This is a genomic window from Sphingomonas sp. URHD0057 (assembly GCF_000620665.1).
In the GTDB taxonomy this organism is placed as follows: Bacteria; Pseudomonadota; Alphaproteobacteria; order Sphingomonadales; family Sphingomonadaceae; genus Sphingomicrobium.
Genome location: NZ_KK211162.1, coordinates 13,452 through 30,241, shown reverse-complemented (window position 1 = coordinate 30,241; position 16,790 = coordinate 13,452). Strand labels below are relative to the sequence as shown.

Here is a 16,790-nt window from a genome sequence, read left to right as displayed (position 1 = left end):
TCTCCTCTCTTTCCCCGCGCGCATCGGACGCGGAAGCGGTCGAGATGTTCCATGAAGAGTTGTGAGTGCCCGGGTGGGGCCGTAGGCACTGGCGCCGCATGACCGCGTTCAAATCGGGCGACCCGCTGACCCTCAACCGCCTTTACGGCCGGTCGAGTGGGCACAAGCTGCGCAAGAGCCAGCAGGAGCTGGTCGAAACGCTGCTCCCGAAGATCGAGGTGGCGGCGGACGGCGAAGTCACCGCGCGCGGACTGTTCGGCGACGACCGCCCGCTTCACTTCGAGATCGGCTTCGGCTCCGGCGAGCATCTGGCCGAGCGCGCCGACATGCTGCCGGACCACGGCTTCATCGGCGCGGAGCCGTTCCTGAACGGAGTCGCCACCGCGCTCGGCCACATCCGCGACCAGCATCTCGCCAACATCCGCCTGTGGCGCGGCGACGCACTCGACGTTCTCCAGCGCGTTCCGGATGGGACCCTGAGCTTTCTCTATCTGCTCCATCCCGATCCGTGGCCCAAGGCGCGTCATGCCAAGCGGCGGATGGTCAACGACCGCCCGATCGACCTGTTCGCGTCCAAGCTGAAGCCCGGCGGCGAGTTCCGGCTCGCCACCGACGATCCGACCTATCTCACCTGGTCTTTGATGATCATGCAGCGCCACGCGCATCAATTCGAATGGACCGCCGAGCGGCCGCAGGATTTCCTTGAACCGCCCGGCGGCTGGATCGAAACCCGCTACGGTGCCAAGTCGCGCCGCGAAGGCCGCCGGCCTTATTATTTGCGCTACCGGCGGGTCTGACCCACAGACCGGATCATGGACATCGATCGCAGGACCTTGTTCGGCGCGGCCGCCGTGCCATTCGCGGCGGGATCGATCGCGGCGTCCGCAGCGACAGACGATTGGGAACGGATCGCGGGCGAATATGACGTTACCCGCGAAGTCATCCAGCTCGAGCACGGCAATTGGGGAATGATGGCGCGGCCGGTGCTCGTGGCCTACCGCGCGATGGTCGAACGGGTGAACCGCGACACCAGCTACTATGCGCGGCGGACAATGGTCGGCGACCTCGAGGCGGCGCGCGCAGCGCTGGCCAGCGCGATGGGGGTCGGTCTCGACGAGATCACTTTTACCCGCAACGCGACCGAAGCGATGAAGGCGCTGATCCTGCAGTACAACCGGCTGAAGCCCGGCGACGCGGTGCTGTACGCCGATCTCGATTACGACAGCATGCAGACGAGCATGGAGTCGCTCGGCGCTCGGCGCGGCGCCAAAGTGATCAAAATTGCACTTCCCGAGCCGGCCACGCGGCAGTCCCTGGTGGACGCCTACCGGATCGAGTTCGACGCCAATCCGGCGATCAAGATGGCGCTGCTGACACACCTCAGCCACCGCACGGGACTGGTCCTGCCCATCGCCGAGATCGCGACCATGGCGCGAGAGCGCGGCATCGACGTCCTGGTCGATTCCGCCCACGCCGTCGGCCAGCTCGACTTCCGCTTGCCCGACCTCAAGGCCGACTTCATCGGGATCAACCTGCACAAGTGGATCGGCGCGCCGCTCGGCGTCGGTGCGGTGTACATTCGCCGCGAACGGATCAGCGCGATCGACCCCGATCCGGCGGAAAAACCGACCAGCGGCGACATCGTCGCGCGCGTCCATACCGGCACGCCGGACTATTCGGCGCAGCTGACCGTTCCCACGGCGCTCGCATTTCAAGCGGCAATCGGCGGCGCGCGGCGCGAAGCGCGCTTGAGGGCCTTGCGCGACCGCTGGGTGCACGCGCTCCGCGACCTGCCCCAGGTCGAGGTGCTGACGCCCGGCGATCCCAAGCTCTACGGCGCAATCACTTCGTTCCGACTGCGCGGGCGGACCTCGCACGATGACAATGTCGCTCTGGCGAAGGCGCTGCTCGACAAGCACCGCATTTTCACCGTCCACCGCGACGGGCTCGCCTCGGGCTCGTGCGTGCGGGTCACACCGGCGCTCGCGACGCGGATGAGCGATGTCGATGCGCTCGCCGCCGCGATCCGGGAAATCGCTACCGCTTAGGCTTCAGCCTTAACAGCCGCCCGCCGCTGTCGCCGTCTTCGAGCAGATAGACTTCACCGCGCGGACCCTGATCAACCGCGCGGATGCGCGCATTCATCGGCCATTGGTCGGCCTTCGTCGCCTGGTCGCCGCGGATCCGGACATGGATGAACTCCTCACCCGACAGCGCGCCGATTAGCGCGTCGCCCTTCCACTGAGGAAACAGGTCGCCGCTGTAGATCAGCAGTGAGCTCGGGCTGATCGACGGGTTCCACCACAGCTTGGGCGGCTCGAACCCGTCACCAGGCTTGTGATCGGGGATGTCGCTGCCGTCGTAATTGCTGCCGTTCGACGCTTTGGGCCAGCCGTAGTTGCGGCCCTTCACGATCAGGTTCAGCTCGTCGCCGCCCATCGGCCCCATCTCGGCCTCCCACAACCGTCCGTCCGGCGCGAACGCGATCCCGAGCAGGTTCCGGTGCCCGAGCGTATAATAATTGCCGCCGATCCTTTGACCCTCGGCCGTCATGTGGATGATCTTGCCGAGGTCCACGTTCGGGTTCTGAGCCGGCGCGAACTGGAAGCGCTCGCCGCTGGTAATGAACATCGTGCCGTCCGGCGCGAAGGCGATTCGCTCCGAATAGTGAGCGCCGCCGGTCACCTTGGGCTGCTGGCGCCAGATCGTCTTATATCCTTCCAGGCGCGGCTGCCCCTGGCCGAGGATCAGCCGGCCATAGCCGATGGTCGCGCCGCTGGTCCCGTTCGGACCCGCTTCGGGGAAGCTCAGATAGATCCGCTGGTTGCCGGCGAAATCGGGATGCGCGACCACCTCCGCGAACCCGCCCTGTCCCTGCACGTGGACGCGCGGAACCCCCACGACTTCCTGCTTCTGGCCAGAGCCAACGTCGACAAGCCACAGCTTGCCCGCCTTTTCGGTCACCAGCGCCATGTTGGTCTTGGGCACGCCCGAGCCGGGCAGGAAATCCATCGCCCACGGCGCGTTGAACCGCGCGACTTCGGTCGTCGTGAACGGCCGTTGGCCGCTCGCTTGCGAGCGGGAGGGCGAGGCGCCGCACGCGCCGACCGCGAGCAACAAAGCGGCTTGCATTAAGCGTAGCGTCATCCGGACTGTTCCACTTGCGTAACGGGAAACGGGCATCGCCTGTCTCTAGCCCATGTCATCCGGGCCCGCATCCGCGTACAATGAACCAATCTTTCGAACGGAGGCACACATTGAGCAGCGGGAGGGTGCGCAAGTGAAGCTGGTCGGGACGGCCAACCGGTCCCGGACCGACGCTGCGCGAGCGAGCAGGCTTGCCGAAAGCGAGCTGTTCGATCGCGTTAGCGCGAAGGATGTGCACGCGTTCGAGGAGCTGTATCGGCTTTACCAACCACGCCTGGCGCGGTTCCTCGCCAATCTCGTGCGCCGACCGCAGCTGGTGGAAGAGGTGCTTGACGATACGATGATGGCAGTGTGGCAAACCGCGGCAAGCTTTCGGGGCGCAAGCAAGCCTTCGACCTGGGTGTTTGCGATTGCCTATCGCAAGGCGCTGAAGGCGCGCGCGCGCTGGCCCGAGCCGGTCGAGGAGCCGGCGGTCGACAGTCGCGTGAGCGACGAGCCGGCGCCCGACGCCGAGCTTCATCATCGCGAGCTGCACGAGGCGCTGGTTACCGCCATGACAAAGCTGTCACCCGATCATCGCGCGGTCGTCGACCTCACCTATTTCCACGGCCTCGGCTATCGAGAGATCGCGGAAATCATGGGCTGTCCGGTCGACACCGTGAAGACCCGGATGTTCCACGCCCGCCGGCGCCTCAAGGACACGCTCTCGGGCGCGCTCGGCGATTGGCTCTAGGCCGGACGATGCCCGATCCCGCGATCAACCCGCACGACCAGGCTGAGGCGCTGCTTCCCTGGTACGCCACCGGCCAGCTCGAAGGCGACGAGCGTGCGCTTGTCGAGCGGCATCTGGCGACCTGCCTCCCATGCCAGCGCCAGCTGCGCTTCGACCATCGGATGACCGGCGAATTCGAGCATCTCGATCCGCAAATCGAGAGCGGCTGGGCGCGGCTGCGCGCTCGGCTCGATAAGGAGAGCGAGCCGCGCAAGGGGTGGCGATCGCGCCCCGGGGCCTGGGACATTGTCAAGCGCCCCGCGGTGGCCACGCTCGTCGCCGCGCAGCTCGCCTTCGTCGTCGTCGCCGGCGGCGTCCTCCTCTCGCTCGACCGCCCGCAATATCAGGCGCTCGGCAGCCCCGCGCCGGCAGCAGCGGCCGCGAACGTGATCGTGGTCTTTCATGCCGATGCCACCCAGCGGGACATCGTCGGCATACTCCGGGCGAGCGGCGCTTCGCTGGTTGGAGGACCTACCGCCGCCGATGCCTATTTGCTGCGGGTACCGGCGGATCGCCGCGACGCGGCGTTGGCCACGCTGCAGGCGGATGAAGACGTGCAACTGGCGGAGCCGATCGACGGGGCCGCGCAGTGATAGGACCCTGGCGCCTGCTCGCGCTAGCGTTCGCGGCGTTGACCCTGTCCGCGGCTGCCGAGACCCGCGAATCGGACACGCCGCCCCCACCCGATCGCGAAATCCTCGTCATGCTTCAGCAGCCCGATGGACCGCGGGACGATGATTCGCGCGGCTACGGCGACGGCTTCGGCCGCAGCAAGCGCGACCGCCTCGGCCAGCTGATTGCCGACCGGCACGGCCTTGCGCTCGTCGACGCCTGGCCGATGGCGCTGATCGGATACGATTGCTTTGTCATGGAGGTGCCCGCCGGCCGAGCGACCGCGGACGTCGTCGACGAAATGTCGAAAGACCGCGACGTCGCATGGTCGGAGCCGGTGCAGATCTATTCGGGCGAAGCCGCGTCGGCTTCGCCGAACGATCCCCTTTTCGCGGCCGAGCCCGCCGCCAAACTGTGGCACCTGGCCGACCTGCACCACATCGCGACCGGACGCGGAGTCAAGGTCGCGGTGATCGACAGCGGGGTCGACAATCGGCATCCGGATCTCGCCGGGCAGGTGGCGTTGCGGCTCAACTTCGTCCCTCGTGGGCGCGACGCCGTCGAGCAGCACGGCACCAGCGTCGCGGGAATCATCGCCGCCAAATCCAACAATCGCATCGGCATCGCCGGAGTTGCCCCCGGGTCGCGGATTCTTGCGCTGAGGGCGTGTTGGCAGGAGGGAGCCGGCATCGCCTCGACCATGTGCGACAGCTTCAGCCTCGCCAAGGCGCTCTATTTCGCCATCTCGACCCGGGCGGACGTGATCAATCTGAGCTTGAGCGGACCCGACGACCGCCTGCTCCGCGAGCTGCTCAAGGTCGCCATAAACCGCGACCTGACGGTCGTGACGGCGTTCGATGCGAGGAGGCCGGACGGAGGGTTCCCAGCCAATGCGCCGGGTGTGATCGCAGTTTCCGACGCGCGGCGTGGCCACGCCTACATCGCGCCTGGACGCGACGTGCCGACCACCGAGCCCGGCGGCCGCTGGTTCCTCGTCAGCGGCAGTTCCTTCGCCGCTGCGCATGTCAGCGGTCTCGTCGCGCTGATGCGTCAGCGGCAACGCTCGAACCCACTGACATTGGTGACCGATCGCGATGGGCCGATCGACGCCTGCGCCACGCTGATTCGCGCCGTCGGCAATTGCGTTTGTTCGTGCGGAAGCATCGCGAGCCGCGCGGGGCGGTGAACCGAGCGGCCCTTCCGGGCCACTTACCGACGTGCCGCCTGCCAGCATCAGCCCCTGTACCGGGCAGGCGACTCAGGGCTGGGTTGCACGCCCCATCGCAATCCAGCCCTGAACTTCGGGCCGGTCACTCGCGTTGGGGGATGATCTCGAAAAAGGCGGTGATGAATGCAGCGCTGCAGTTTGGTGTCCCTTGCAACGGCCCTGCCGCCGCATGTGATCGAGCAAGAACAAGCGAAGCAGATCGGTCGCCGCGCGTTCGGCCGCAAGGCGCTGTTCGACCGCCTTTCGAGCGTGTTCGACAATGCCGCCATTGCCAAGCGCCACCTCGTCGCTCCTCCGGAATGGTATGAGCAGCCGCATGGCTGGGCAGAACGCAATGCGGTCTATCTCGCCGCATCCGAGCGGATGTTCGAGGATGCAGCGCGTGCCGCGATCGAGCAAGCGGGGCTGTTGCCCGGCGAGATCGACGGTGTCGTCACCGTCTCGACGACGGGCATCGCCACGCCGAGCCTCGAAGCGCGCGTCGGCCCGCGGCTTGGCCTGAGATCCGACGTGCGCCGCGTTCCCGTCTTCGGTCTCGGCTGTGCCGGCGGAGTCAGCGGGCTCGCGCTTGCCGCGCGCCTTGCCGCCTCCGATCCCGGCACGCATTGGCTGATGGTCACGGTCGAGACCTGCTCGATCTCGATCCGCCTCGACAGCAACGACCCCGCGGCAATCGTTGCCACCGCTTTGTTCGGCGATGGTGCCGCGGCGGCCGTCGTTACTTCCGGCGAGGGTGGACTGGCATCGCTCAAAGGCTCGGCGGAGAAGCTTTGGCCCGATACGCTCGGGATCATGGGATGGCGGGTTGAGGACCCCGGTCTCGGCGTCCTGTTCGACCGCGCCATTCCGCCGTTCATCGAAGCCGAGCTGGCCGATGCAGTTGATGACATGTGCGTGCAGCTCGGCATCGCCCGCGACGACATCGACCGATTTTGCTGCCATCCGGGCGGGGTCAAGGTGATCGACGCCATCGAGGCCGCGCTCCGGCTCAACCAGGGCGAGCTCAACCTCGAGCGTGAGGTACTGAAGGACTTCGGCAACATGAGCGCGCCGACCGCCCTGTTCGTGCTCGAACGGTTGCTCAAGCAAGGCTTGCCTGAGCGCGTCCTGATGACCGCCTTCGGCCCAGGCTTCACCTGCTCCGGCCTGCTGCTCGAAGCCGCGTGACTCTCGGCATCGTCATTCTGGCGCTGGTGACTCTCCAGCGCCTCGGCGAATTGTGGCTGTCCAACCGGAACACGAGGCGCCTGCTCGCACGCGGCGCGCAAGAGGTTGGGGCGAAGCAATACCCGCTGATCGTAGCGGTCCACGTTCTATGGCTAGCCACTTTGTGGTGGCTCGCACCGGGGCGGCCGGCCGAAGGCTTCTGGCTGGCTCTCTATGTCCTACTGCAGATCGCCCGCTTCTGGGTCATCGCCAGCTTGAGAGACCGCTGGACGACGCGGATCATCGTCCTGCCCGATGCGCCCCTCGTCCGCCACGGCCCATATCGCTTCGTCGCCCACCCCAATTATGCGGTCGTCGTCGCCGAAATCGCCGTTCTGCCGTTAGTCTTCGGCCTGTGGTGGATCTCCGTGCTATTCTCGCTGCTCAATGCCGCAGTCCTCACCATCCGCATCCGCGAGGAAGATCGCGCGCTCGGCCGCGCTTAGGTTCGCATTGTTGCTGGGCCTGGCGTTGATTCCGGGTCCCGCGCTCGCCTGCGACTGCGTCAGCCTCATTCCCGGCAACCCCAGGTTTCAGGCCGACATCGACCGTATCGCCGAATATTATCCGGTGGCGGCCGAGGGCGTTCTCAAAGCCGACGGAGCTTACGCGTGGCGATTCACCCCGACGCACGAATACCGCGGGCCGCGCCACGCCGCCTACCGCATTCAGTTGCTCAGCGACTGCTCGCTTGACCCGCTCGAGCTCAAAACCTTGATCGGCAAGCCGGTTTTCCTGCTCCTCGCCGAAGGCGAAGGTCAGAACCGCGGCACCTACGAAATCGGCCGCTGCGTGAACCGCCAGTCGCCCGAGGTCGAGCAGGCGATCCGGGCGCGGATGGGAGCCGGCTGCCGCCCGCGGTGAACCGCCTTGCGCGAGCGGTGGCCGCGGCCTATATCGCGGCTCTCTCCTCGACATCGCCAGATGCTGAGGCTGGGGCCCCACGGCTCCGGTCCGAGAACTGTTTGGGCTTACCCGATAAGGATTTGCGTCAATTGGTCGACGTTGCCGCCATCACCGGAGTGATCGAACCCGAGGTCAAGCGCCTCGGCTACGAACTCGTGCGCGTGATGATGATCGGCGGCGTTTCCGATCCGACGCTGCAAGTGATGGCCGAGCGGCCCGACACGCGCCAGCTCGACCTTAGCGATTGTGAGCAGCTGTCGCGCGGCCTGTCCGATCTTCTCGACCGCGACGATCTGATCGAAGGCAGCTATCGCCTCGAAGTCTCCTCCCCGGGGATCGACCGGCCGCTGACCCGCCCGGCCGATTATTCCGACTGGGCCGGGCACGAGGCGCGGATCACGCTCGCCGCGCCGCGTGACGGGCGCAAGCAATTCAACGGAACGCTTCAGGGCCTCGACCATGACGAGGTCAAGCTGACCGACAAGGAAGGCATTGCGCACGCTTTGCCTTTGTCCGCTATCGCGTCGGCCAAGCTCGTCTTGACCGACAAGCTCATCCAAGCCACCGCGCCCCTCAGCACCGACGGCGCCGACACTATTCAGACCGTAGAGGAAGAAATCTAATGGCCACTGCACCCGCAGCCGTCAGCGCCAACAAGGCCGAGCTGATTGCGATCGCCGACGCCGTCGCGCGCGAGAAGCTGATCGACAAGGGCATCGTCATCGAGGCGATGGAGGACGCGATCCAGCGCGCCGCCCGCTCCCGCTACGGCGCCGAGAACGACATCCGCGCCAAGCTCGACGGCGAGACCGGCGACCTGCGCCTGTGGCGCGTGCTGGAAGTGGTCGAAGAACCGGAAGACCATTTCAAGCAGGTCGACCTCAAGGGCGCCCAGAAGCTGGAGAAGGGTGCGTCGATCGGCGATTTCATCGTCGATCCGCTGCCCCCGATCGAGTTCGGCCGCATCGCCGCCCAGGCCGCCAAGCAGGTCATCTTCCAGAAGGTCCGCGACGCCGAGCGCGAGCGCCAATATGAAGAATTCAAGGAGCGCGGCGGCGAAGTCATCACCGGCGTCGTCAAGCGCGTCGAGTTCGGCCACGTCGTCGTCGACCTCGGCCGCGCCGAGGGAGTCATCCGCCGCGATCAGCAGATTCCGCGCGAGATGGTCCGCGTGGGCGACCGCATCCGCTCGCTGATCATGTCAGTCCGCCGCGAAGCCCGCGGGCCGCAGATCTTCCTGTCGCGCGCCCATCCCGACTTCATGAAGAAGCTGTTCGCCCAGGAAGTGCCCGAGATTTACGACGGCATCATCGAAATCAAGGCGGCGGCTCGTGACCCGGGTTCGCGCGCGAAAATCGGAGTCATCAGCCACGACAGCTCGATCGATCCGGTCGGCGCCTGCGTCGGCATGAAGGGCAGCCGAGTCCAGGCCGTGGTGCAGGAGCTTCAGGGCGAGAAGATCGACATCATCCCGTGGAGCCAGGACACCGCGACCTTCGTCGTCAACGCGCTCCAGCCGGCGACCGTCAGCCGCGTCGTCATCGACGAAGAGGAGAGCCGGATCGAAGTCGTCGTCCCCGACGACCAGCTCAGCCTCGCGATCGGCCGCCGCGGCCAGAACGTCCGCCTCGCCAGCCAGCTCACCATCTCGCAGATCGACATCCTCACGGAGGCCGATGCGAGCGAAAAGCGCCAGCGCGAATTCGTCGAACGGTCCTCGCTGTTCCAGACCGAGCTCGACGTCGACGAGACCCTGTCGCAACTGCTCGTCGCCGAAGGCTTCACCAGCCTCGAGGAAGTCGCTTACGTGCCGGTCGAGGAAATTGCCTCGATCGAGGGTCTCGACGACGACATCGCGGCGGAGCTCCAGAGCCGTGCCAGCGAAGCGCTCGAGCGGCGCGAAGCCGCGTCCCGCGAGGAGCGCCGCAAGCTCGGCGTCGAAGATGCGCTGGCCGAGCTTCCGCACCTCACCGAACAGATGTTGGTGACGCTCGGCAAGGCGAACATCCGGACGCTCGACGACCTTGCCGACCTCGCCACCGACGAGCTCATCCAGAAGAAGCGCGTTGAGCCCCGCCGCCGCGAGCCGAGCACCCGGCCCGAGGACAAGGGCGGAATCCTCGCCGAGTACAGCCTCAGCGAAGAGCAAGGCAATGAGATCATCATGGCCGCCCGCGCCCACTGGTTCGAGGACGAAGCGCCCGCCAAAACCGAGGAGGCCGCCGATGCGGAATCCCCGGAATGACCACCTCGCGCTAGCCGAGCCGGACCCGCACGTCGCGGAGCGGACGTGCATCCTCACGCGCCGCAAGGGCAGCAAGGACGAGCTGATCCGGCTCGCCCGCGCGCCCGACGGCGAGGTCGCGCCTGACGTTCGCGCCCGCGCGCCGGGCCGGGGCGCGTGGATCGGTGTCGCGCGCAGCGCGCTCGACGAAGCCAACGCCAAGGGCAAGCTCAAGGCCGCGCTCCAGCGCGCCTTCAAGACGAGCGAGCTGCAAGTGCCCTCAGACCTCGGCGAACGGACCGAGCATGCGCTTCGTAAGACTGCGCTCGACCGCCTCGGGATGGAGGCGCGCGCCGGCAATTTGATCAACGGCGCCGACAAGGTCGAAGCGGCCGCGCGCGCCGGCAAGGTCCATCTCCTGCTCCACGCGCTCGATGCGAGCGTGGACGGCCGCCGGCGAATGGACCAGGGCTGGCGCGTCGGCGGCGGCGACGCTCAGGGGATGATTTTCCCAGAGAGCCGCACTATCTTGTCCATGGCACTGGGGCGCGAGAATGTGGTACATGTCGCGCTGACCGATCCCGCCGCCGCGTCGCGTGTTCGACACGCGCTTGCCCGGTGGCGAGCTTTCACTGACCCTGGCGAAGGGCTAGAGGGCGGCGCTCCCGCTCCGCGCCCCGGCTCGGCTGACGATATTTTGACGAAGGAATAGAATGGCAGACCAGACCGAAAAACCGAAGCTTGGCACCCGGCCGCCGCTGGGCCTCAAGCGCACGGTCGAGACCGGCAAGGTCAAGCAGAGCTTCAGCCACGGGCGCTCGAACACGGTCGTGGTCGAGGTCAAGAAGCGCCGCATCCTCGGCCGCCCGGGCGAGGCACCGCCGGCTCCGGCTCCCGAGCCCGTCGCCGAAGCGCCCAAGCCGGCGGCCAAGCCTGCCGCTCCCGCTCCGCAGCCGCGCAAGCCCTCGGCGACGGACGAGATCACGCGCCGCCGGGAGCTCCAGGAGAAGCTGCTGCGCGAGGCCGAAGATGCGCGCATGACGTCGCTTGAGGACGCTCGTCGCCGCGAGGAACAGGCGAAGACCTCCGCCAATGAGGAAGAGCGCCGCCGCGCCGAGGAAAATCGCAAGGCCGAAGAGGCTGCCGCCGAGGAAACTGCCCGCCGCGCGCAGGAGGAGGCGCTCGCCGTCACCGCCCCGCCGCCCGAGGAAGCTCAGCCGGCTGTGCCGCAGGCCGACGCGACGGAAGAGCGTTCCTTTCGCCGCCCCGGCCATGCCCCGGCGCCCAAGCGGCCGGAGCCGTCGCGACCGACCCGCGGCCGCGAAGATCGCCGCCATGCGGGCAAGCTGACCGTCAGCCGCGCTTTGTCCGGCGAGGACGACAGCCGCGCCCGCTCGCTCGCCGCGCTCCGCCGCGCCCGCGAGAAGGAAAAGCGGCACCATATGGAAACCGGCCCCGCGACCAAGCAGGTCCGCGACGTCGTGGTTCCGGAAGCAATCACGGTGCAGGAGCTCGCCAACCGCATGGCCGAGCGCGGCGCCGATTTGGTCAAGGCGTTGTTCAAGATGGGCATGCCGGTCACGCTGACCCAGACCATCGATCAGGATACCGCCGAGCTGCTGGTCACCGAGTTCGGGCACAACATCAAGCGCGTCAGCGAGAGCGATATCGACATCGACTCGTCCGCAGACGTCGACGCCGCCGAAACGCTGCAAGCCCGCCCGCCGGTGGTTACGATCATGGGCCACGTCGACCATGGCAAGACGTCATTGCTCGACGCGATCCGCGGCGCGAATGTCGTTTCCGGCGAGGCCGGCGGCATCACCCAGCACATCGGCGCCTACCAGGTCAGCCTGCCCGACAAGTCGAAGGTCACGTTCCTCGATACGCCCGGCCACGAGGCTTTCTCGGAGATGCGCGCCCGCGGCGCCAACGTCACCGACATCGTCATCCTGGTGGTCGCGGCCGATGACGGCCTCCGGCCGCAGACGATCGAGGCAATCAATCACACCAAGGCGGCCGGCGCCCCGATGATCGTCGCCATCAACAAGATCGATAAGCCCGACGCCAAGCCGCAAAAGGTGCGCGAGGAGCTTCTGCAGCACGAGGTGATCGTCGAGGACATGGGCGGCGACGTCCAGGACGTCGAAGTCTCGGCGACCAAGAAGACCAACCTCGACAAGCTCCTGGAAGCGATCGAGCTCCAGGCCGAAATCCTCGAGATCAAGGCCAATCCCGATCGCCCCGCGGAAGCGACGGTGATCGAGGCCAAGCTCGACAAGGGCCGCGGTCCACTCGCGACCGTGCTGGTCCAGCGCGGCACCTTGCGCGTCGGCGATGTGTTCGTCGCGGGCGCATCGTCGGGGAAGGTCCGGGCGATGATCGACGACCATGGCCGCCAGGTGAAGGAAGCCGGGCCGTCAATGCCGGTCGAAGTGCTCGGCCTGTCCGTCGTGCCGTCCGCGGGCGATCCATTCACGGTCGTCGAGAATGAGGCGCGGGCGCGCGAGGTCGCGGCCTATCGCCAAAGCGTGCTCGACCGCAAGCGCACCACCTCGGCGCCGGTCAGTCTTGAGAACATGTTCGCGAACCATGCGTCGACCACCATGGAGTTCCCTCTCGTCGTCAAGGCCGACGTCCAGGGCTCGGTCGAGGCGATCGTCCATGCCTTGAACCGTCTGTCGACCGACGAGATCAAGGTCCGCGTCCTCCATTCGGGCGTCGGCGCGATCACCGAGAGCGACGTCACGCTTGCCTCTGCGAGCAGCGCGCCGATCATCGGCTTCAACGTCCGCCCCAACGCCAAGGCGCGCGAGGTCGCGGCGCGGACCAGGGTGGAGCTTCGCTATTATGATGTCATCTATCACCTGACCGATTGGGCCAAAGGCGCCATGGCCGGCGAGCTCGGTCCCGAGATCATCGAGACGGTCGTCGGCCGCGCCCGCGTCCAGGAGGTTTTCCCGGCGGGCAAGCGGGACAAGGCCGCCGGTCTGCTCGTCCTCGAAGGCGTCATCCGCAAGGGCCTCAACGCCCGCCTCACGCGCGAGGATGTGATCGTGTCGAAGACGACGATCAGCTCGCTGCGGCGGTTCAAGGACGACGTGGCGGAAGTCACCTCGGGCCTGGAATGCGGCGTGCTGCTGGCCGACACCAACGACATCAAGCCGGGCGACAGCCTCGAAGTGTTCGAGGTCGAGGAGCGCGCGCGGACGCTGTAAATGCGCCGCGTCGAAACTCCCGAAGGCCGCTCGGTCCGCCTGCTCCGCATCGGCGAGCAGGTGCGCCACGTGCTGAGCGAGATTCTGCAGCGCGCCGAGGTACATGACGAGACGCTGCAATCGCATCTCGTCAGCATCACCGAAGTCCGCATGTCCCCCGACCTTCGCCACGCCACAGTGTTCGTGAAGCCGCTCCTAGGCCAGGACGAGGACGCGGTGCTGAAGGCCCTGCGCCAGAACACCGCTTTCCTCCAGCGCGAAGTCGCCAGCCGGGTCCGCACCAAATATGCCGCGAAACTGAAGTTCATCGCCGACGAGAGCTTCGACGAAGGCGGTCACATCGACCGGCTGTTGCGGTCGGAGAAGGTCGCGCAGGACCTCGGCGAGGAATGACTGATCTCCAACGGCTCGCCGAGCCGATGAGCGGCGACGGCTGCCGGGCCCAACCGCTCGGCGAGACGCACCGCGACCGGTTGCGCGAGGCTTGCGCCGAAGATCCCGAGATCTGGGCGATCTATTACATCAGCTATGCGCCCGCCGATTTCGACGCGAGCTTCGATGCGCTTTTGAAACGGCCGTGGGTTCCGTTCGCTTTGTTCGACGGCGAAGCGTGCGTCGGCATGAGCTGCTACATCAACATCGACGACGGCCGGCAGACGCTCGAGATCGGCAGCACCTACTATCGTCCTGCCTTCCGCGGCATCGGTTACAACCGCCGCTGCAAGGACATGATGATGCGCCACGCGTTCGACCGTGGCTATCGCCGGATCGAGTTCCGCGTCGACCGCCGCAACACGCGCTCCCAGGCTGCGATGAAGAAATTGGGCGCGGTCCGCGAAGGCGTGCTCCGCGCCGATCGCATCACCTGGACCGGCCACGTCCGCGACACGGTGCTGTTCGCGATTCTGAAGGAAGAGTGGCCGGTATGAACCCCAATACCTTGTTCCAGATCGCGACCTGGCTGATCCCGCTGATCATCGCCATCGTCTTTCACGAAGTCTCTCACGGCCTGGTCGCGCGGCGGCTCGGCGACCCGACCGCGGAGGAGCGCGGGCGGCTGAGCCTCAACCCGATCCGCCACATCGACCCGTTCGGGACCGTCATCCTGCCGCTGATTCTTGCGCTCAGCCATGCACCGGTGTTCGGCTGGGCCAGGCCGGTCCCGGTCAATTATCGGCGCCTGAGGAACCCGCGCCGCGACATGGTGCTGGTCGCGCTCGCCGGGCCGGGGATGAACCTGCTGCTGGCCGTGCTCGGCGCGGCCGCCCTCGGGGCGACGCTGTCCTTCTCGTCCGATCCGAACGGCCTCGCCACCACGCTGATCGCCGGCAATGCGATCAACTTCATCCTCATCAATCTCTTCCTCGCGGTGTTCAACCTGCTGCCGATCCCGCCGTTCGACGGCGGCCACGTTGTCCAGGGCCTGCTGCCGCCGGCCGCGGCTGCCGCATTCGGACGGATCGGCCGCTATTCGCTGCTGGTCCTGGTCGTCCTGCTGCTCGTGCTGCCCGCGCTCGGCATCAACATCGTCGGCCATCTCGTCTCGCCGGTGGTCGACGGTCTCGCAACGCGACTGCTCGCGCTGTTTGGAATCCGCCCTTAGCCTAGGTGGCCAACCTCTCTCGCCGCTTGGTCCCATGACGGCTGCCGCCGTCTCGGCTATATCGAGGGAGTTGGGGGTCGATCAAACATGCTAGTGCTGTTTAGGCGCTTCTTTGCAACATTCCTTTTGCTCGGACCCTGTCGGACGGGCGCTGCGCCGCACTTGCCACCTGCTCCGCCACAAGTAGCCTCGTCCAAGCTTGCGCTGCGTATCGCGCCGGAGCTTGAATCACCCCAATTGCGCAATGACGTCACGGCGAGCGGCGTCGCCGAGATCGCCGAGCCAGCCGACTTGCTCCTCACCACTGGTGCTGACCCGGATTTCGCCGAATTGCGGCCGACCACGGACCAAATAAACTCCAGTCTGTATTTCGTTCGTCTTGGCCGGTTCTCCTCGGGGGACGCGCAAGCCGTGCTGCCGCGAGTTTTGGCGCTGCAGCAGCGTCAAAAGGCCCTCCTTGCGCTAGTTGACCGGCCTCAGCCCCACGGCATCGAAGCATGCAAGGTGAATGATCAGTCCCCGGACACCTGCCTGCCGGATGCGCTCGTTCGTGCCGTCGGCCCCATGTTGTCGACCTCGGTCCGCAATGGTTCCGGCGAGGCGAAATTCATCGCCATTCTCGAGACCTCGTCCAGCCTGGGAATTAGCACCATTGGCGTGCGGGGCCGGGAAAGCATCGTCAAGCTCCCCGCTGGCGAACGGCTTGTGATTGCACCCTCGGCGGGCGTGGGCTCGAAGGGTGCATCCCACGAAATCGTGCTCGTGTCGGACCGGCCCTTCGATCCGGCCGCGCTCACGCAGCCGAGCCCCTATGGATCCACGGCGACCTGCTTCGTGCGCCTTTATTCCGACTGCGTCGCAAAGGTCCCGCCGCTGCCGTCGACCGCCGGACTTTCGGCAATAAGCTTCACCTACGACGATCAGGATGGGGAGCCGGGCCCGGCGATGGGCGGTGGTCAGTTTGCCGCGCGCGGAGATGCCGATTGGATGGTCGAACTCTATTCGACGCTACCCTACTCACCCGAGGAGATCGAAGCCGACAAGAAGCTCCCTCCGGCAGAACGGAAATATCTCGCCCAACGGACTCCCGAAGAACGGGCGCATTCGTGCGGCGGAACGATGATTGCTCCAGACCTCGTGCTTACCGCTGCGCATTGCGTTGCGACCGGTCGCTTCCTCAGCCCCAACGAGGCGAGGATCTTTACCGACCGGCGGGTCCGCATCGGTTCATTGCGGCTGGGACGCGGCGGAGAAACGCGTGCGATCGTCGGCGCCGTGATTCATGGAGGCTACACTGGCCAGAGCAGTGGGCTTCCGGACGATATCGCACTTCTGCTCCTGAAAAGTGACGAGCAGGTCCAGTTGGCCCCTCGTCCCCTGAAGGTCAGCATTGCTATTCCCGCACGCGGCACGACGCTTACAGGTCTCGGCTGGGGCTATACCCAATCGGTCGCGCCGGGCGCCAATCTTCTAATGAGCATGTCGAACGAGATTCAGCACAATCCTCAAACGCTACAGCAGGCGCCTCTTGAAGTGATTGCCGCTTCCGACTGCAACCAGCGTGTCCAGGGCAAGTGGCGGCCCGGAATGCTCTGCCTGGTAACGCCCAAGGCGGTCGCGGCGAGCGGCGGCGCGCCGACATTCAGCTGCCGCGGCGACAGCGGCGGGCCGCTGGTTCGCAATTACGGGTCCACCACTGAAGAACTGGTCGGCCTTACCAGTTGGTCGCTGGGCTGCGGTTACAAGGCCACACCGTCGATCTACACTGACGCCGCCTATTTTTCGCGCTGGGTCGAAGCCGCTCGCAAAGCAATCCGTGCGGGCGCCGTAATCAGGATCGGAGACCCGGCGCGGGGCCGCTAAAGCAACGCGCC

At 66.5% G+C, this 16,790-nt stretch carries 17 protein-coding genes; 16 read left to right on the top strand and 1 reads right to left on the bottom strand.

Annotation, left to right across the window (positions count from 1 at the left end; all coding sequences use genetic code 11):
- Nucleotides 1-98: 98 nt before the first annotated feature.
- The gene (gene trmB / locus N539_RS0108805) at nt 99-797 is read left to right on the top strand and encodes a tRNA (guanosine(46)-N7)-methyltransferase TrmB (RefSeq protein ID WP_028969963.1); all 699 of its coding nucleotides are present in this window, start codon (nt 99-101) and stop codon (nt 795-797) included.
- A 15-nt stretch (nt 798-812) separates the two neighbouring features.
- Nucleotides 813-2,048, top strand: coding sequence for an aminotransferase class V-fold PLP-dependent enzyme (locus N539_RS0108800; RefSeq protein ID WP_028969962.1), 1,236 nt, complete (start codon nt 813-815; stop codon nt 2,046-2,048).
- Here N539_RS0108800 and N539_RS0108795 read toward each other — a convergent pair.
- A complete protein-coding gene (locus N539_RS0108795) occupies nt 2,038-3,147 on the bottom strand; it encodes a PQQ-dependent sugar dehydrogenase (RefSeq protein ID WP_028969961.1) in 1,110 nt (369 codons plus the stop codon). The two genes, N539_RS0108800 and N539_RS0108795, sit on opposite strands and share 11 nt — an antisense overlap.
- Before the next feature lie 133 nt (nt 3,148-3,280).
- Between N539_RS0108795 and N539_RS16285 the strand changes: the two genes are divergently transcribed.
- The 14 genes from N539_RS16285 to N539_RS0108725 all read left to right on the top strand — a co-directional run bounded on the left by N539_RS16285 (nt 3,281) and on the right by N539_RS0108725 (nt 16,779).
- Nucleotides 3,281-3,880 (top strand): sigma-70 family RNA polymerase sigma factor, encoded by a 600-nt coding sequence (locus N539_RS16285; protein WP_231462987.1) that lies wholly within the window; start codon nt 3,281-3,283, stop codon nt 3,878-3,880.
- A gap of 8 nt (nt 3,881-3,888) precedes the next feature.
- On the top strand, nt 3,889-4,512 hold the full coding sequence (locus tag N539_RS0108785; RefSeq protein ID WP_028969960.1) for a zf-HC2 domain-containing protein: 624 nt from the start codon (nt 3,889-3,891) through the stop codon (nt 4,510-4,512).
- Between the two features lie 38 nt (nt 4,513-4,550).
- Complete coding sequence (locus tag N539_RS16280; RefSeq protein WP_037552809.1) at nt 4,551-5,717, top strand: S8 family peptidase; 1,167 nt, start codon at nt 4,551-4,553, stop codon at nt 5,715-5,717.
- A 165-nt stretch (nt 5,718-5,882) separates the two neighbouring features.
- On the top strand, nt 5,883-6,926 hold the full coding sequence (locus N539_RS0108775) for a type III polyketide synthase (protein WP_028969959.1): 1,044 nt from the start codon (nt 5,883-5,885) through the stop codon (nt 6,924-6,926).
- Nucleotides 6,923-7,411, top strand: a complete 489-nt coding sequence (locus N539_RS0108770) for an isoprenylcysteine carboxyl methyltransferase family protein (RefSeq protein WP_028969958.1) — start codon at nt 6,923-6,925, stop codon at nt 7,409-7,411. The genes N539_RS0108775 and N539_RS0108770 overlap by 4 nt, the downstream gene beginning before the upstream one ends.
- A complete protein-coding gene (locus N539_RS0108765; RefSeq protein ID WP_156029853.1) occupies nt 7,353-7,829 on the top strand; it encodes a hypothetical protein in 477 nt (158 codons plus the stop codon). Before N539_RS0108770 ends, N539_RS0108765 begins: the two co-directional genes overlap by 59 nt.
- A gap of 131 nt (nt 7,830-7,960) precedes the next feature.
- The gene (rimP, locus tag N539_RS0108760) at nt 7,961-8,494 is read left to right on the top strand and encodes a ribosome maturation protein RimP (protein ID WP_028969956.1); all 534 of its coding nucleotides are present in this window, start codon (nt 7,961-7,963) and stop codon (nt 8,492-8,494) included.
- On the top strand, nt 8,494-10,116 hold the full coding sequence (nusA, locus tag N539_RS0108755) for a transcription termination factor NusA (RefSeq protein WP_028969955.1): 1,623 nt from the start codon (nt 8,494-8,496) through the stop codon (nt 10,114-10,116). Before rimP ends, nusA begins: the two co-directional genes overlap by 1 nt.
- Nucleotides 10,097-10,807: a DUF448 domain-containing protein gene (locus N539_RS16275; RefSeq protein WP_028969954.1), complete on the top strand. Its 711-nt coding sequence runs from the start codon at nt 10,097-10,099 to the stop codon at nt 10,805-10,807. Before nusA ends, N539_RS16275 begins: the two co-directional genes overlap by 20 nt.
- Before the next feature lies 1 nt (nt 10,808).
- Nucleotides 10,809-13,313 carry a translation initiation factor IF-2 gene (infB, locus tag N539_RS0108745; RefSeq protein ID WP_028969953.1) on the top strand — a complete coding sequence of 835 codons (2,505 nt, stop codon included), beginning with the start codon at nt 10,809-10,811 and terminating at the stop codon, nt 13,311-13,313.
- The gene (gene rbfA / locus N539_RS0108740) at nt 13,314-13,706 is read left to right on the top strand and encodes a 30S ribosome-binding factor RbfA (protein WP_028969952.1); all 393 of its coding nucleotides are present in this window, start codon (nt 13,314-13,316) and stop codon (nt 13,704-13,706) included. It abuts the gene before it with no gap.
- Entirely contained in the window at nt 13,703-14,242 is a 540-nt protein-coding gene (locus tag N539_RS0108735) for a GNAT family N-acetyltransferase (protein ID WP_028969951.1), read from the top strand. Before rbfA ends, N539_RS0108735 begins: the two co-directional genes overlap by 4 nt.
- The gene (locus tag N539_RS0108730) at nt 14,239-14,916 is read left to right on the top strand and encodes a site-2 protease family protein (RefSeq protein WP_028969950.1); all 678 of its coding nucleotides are present in this window, start codon (nt 14,239-14,241) and stop codon (nt 14,914-14,916) included. Before N539_RS0108735 ends, N539_RS0108730 begins: the two co-directional genes overlap by 4 nt.
- 237 nt (nt 14,917-15,153) lie before the next feature.
- Nucleotides 15,154-16,779 carry a S1 family peptidase gene (locus N539_RS0108725; RefSeq protein ID WP_028969949.1) on the top strand — a complete coding sequence of 542 codons (1,626 nt, stop codon included), beginning with the start codon at nt 15,154-15,156 and terminating at the stop codon, nt 16,777-16,779.
- The last annotated feature ends 11 nt before the right edge of the window (nt 16,780-16,790 follow it).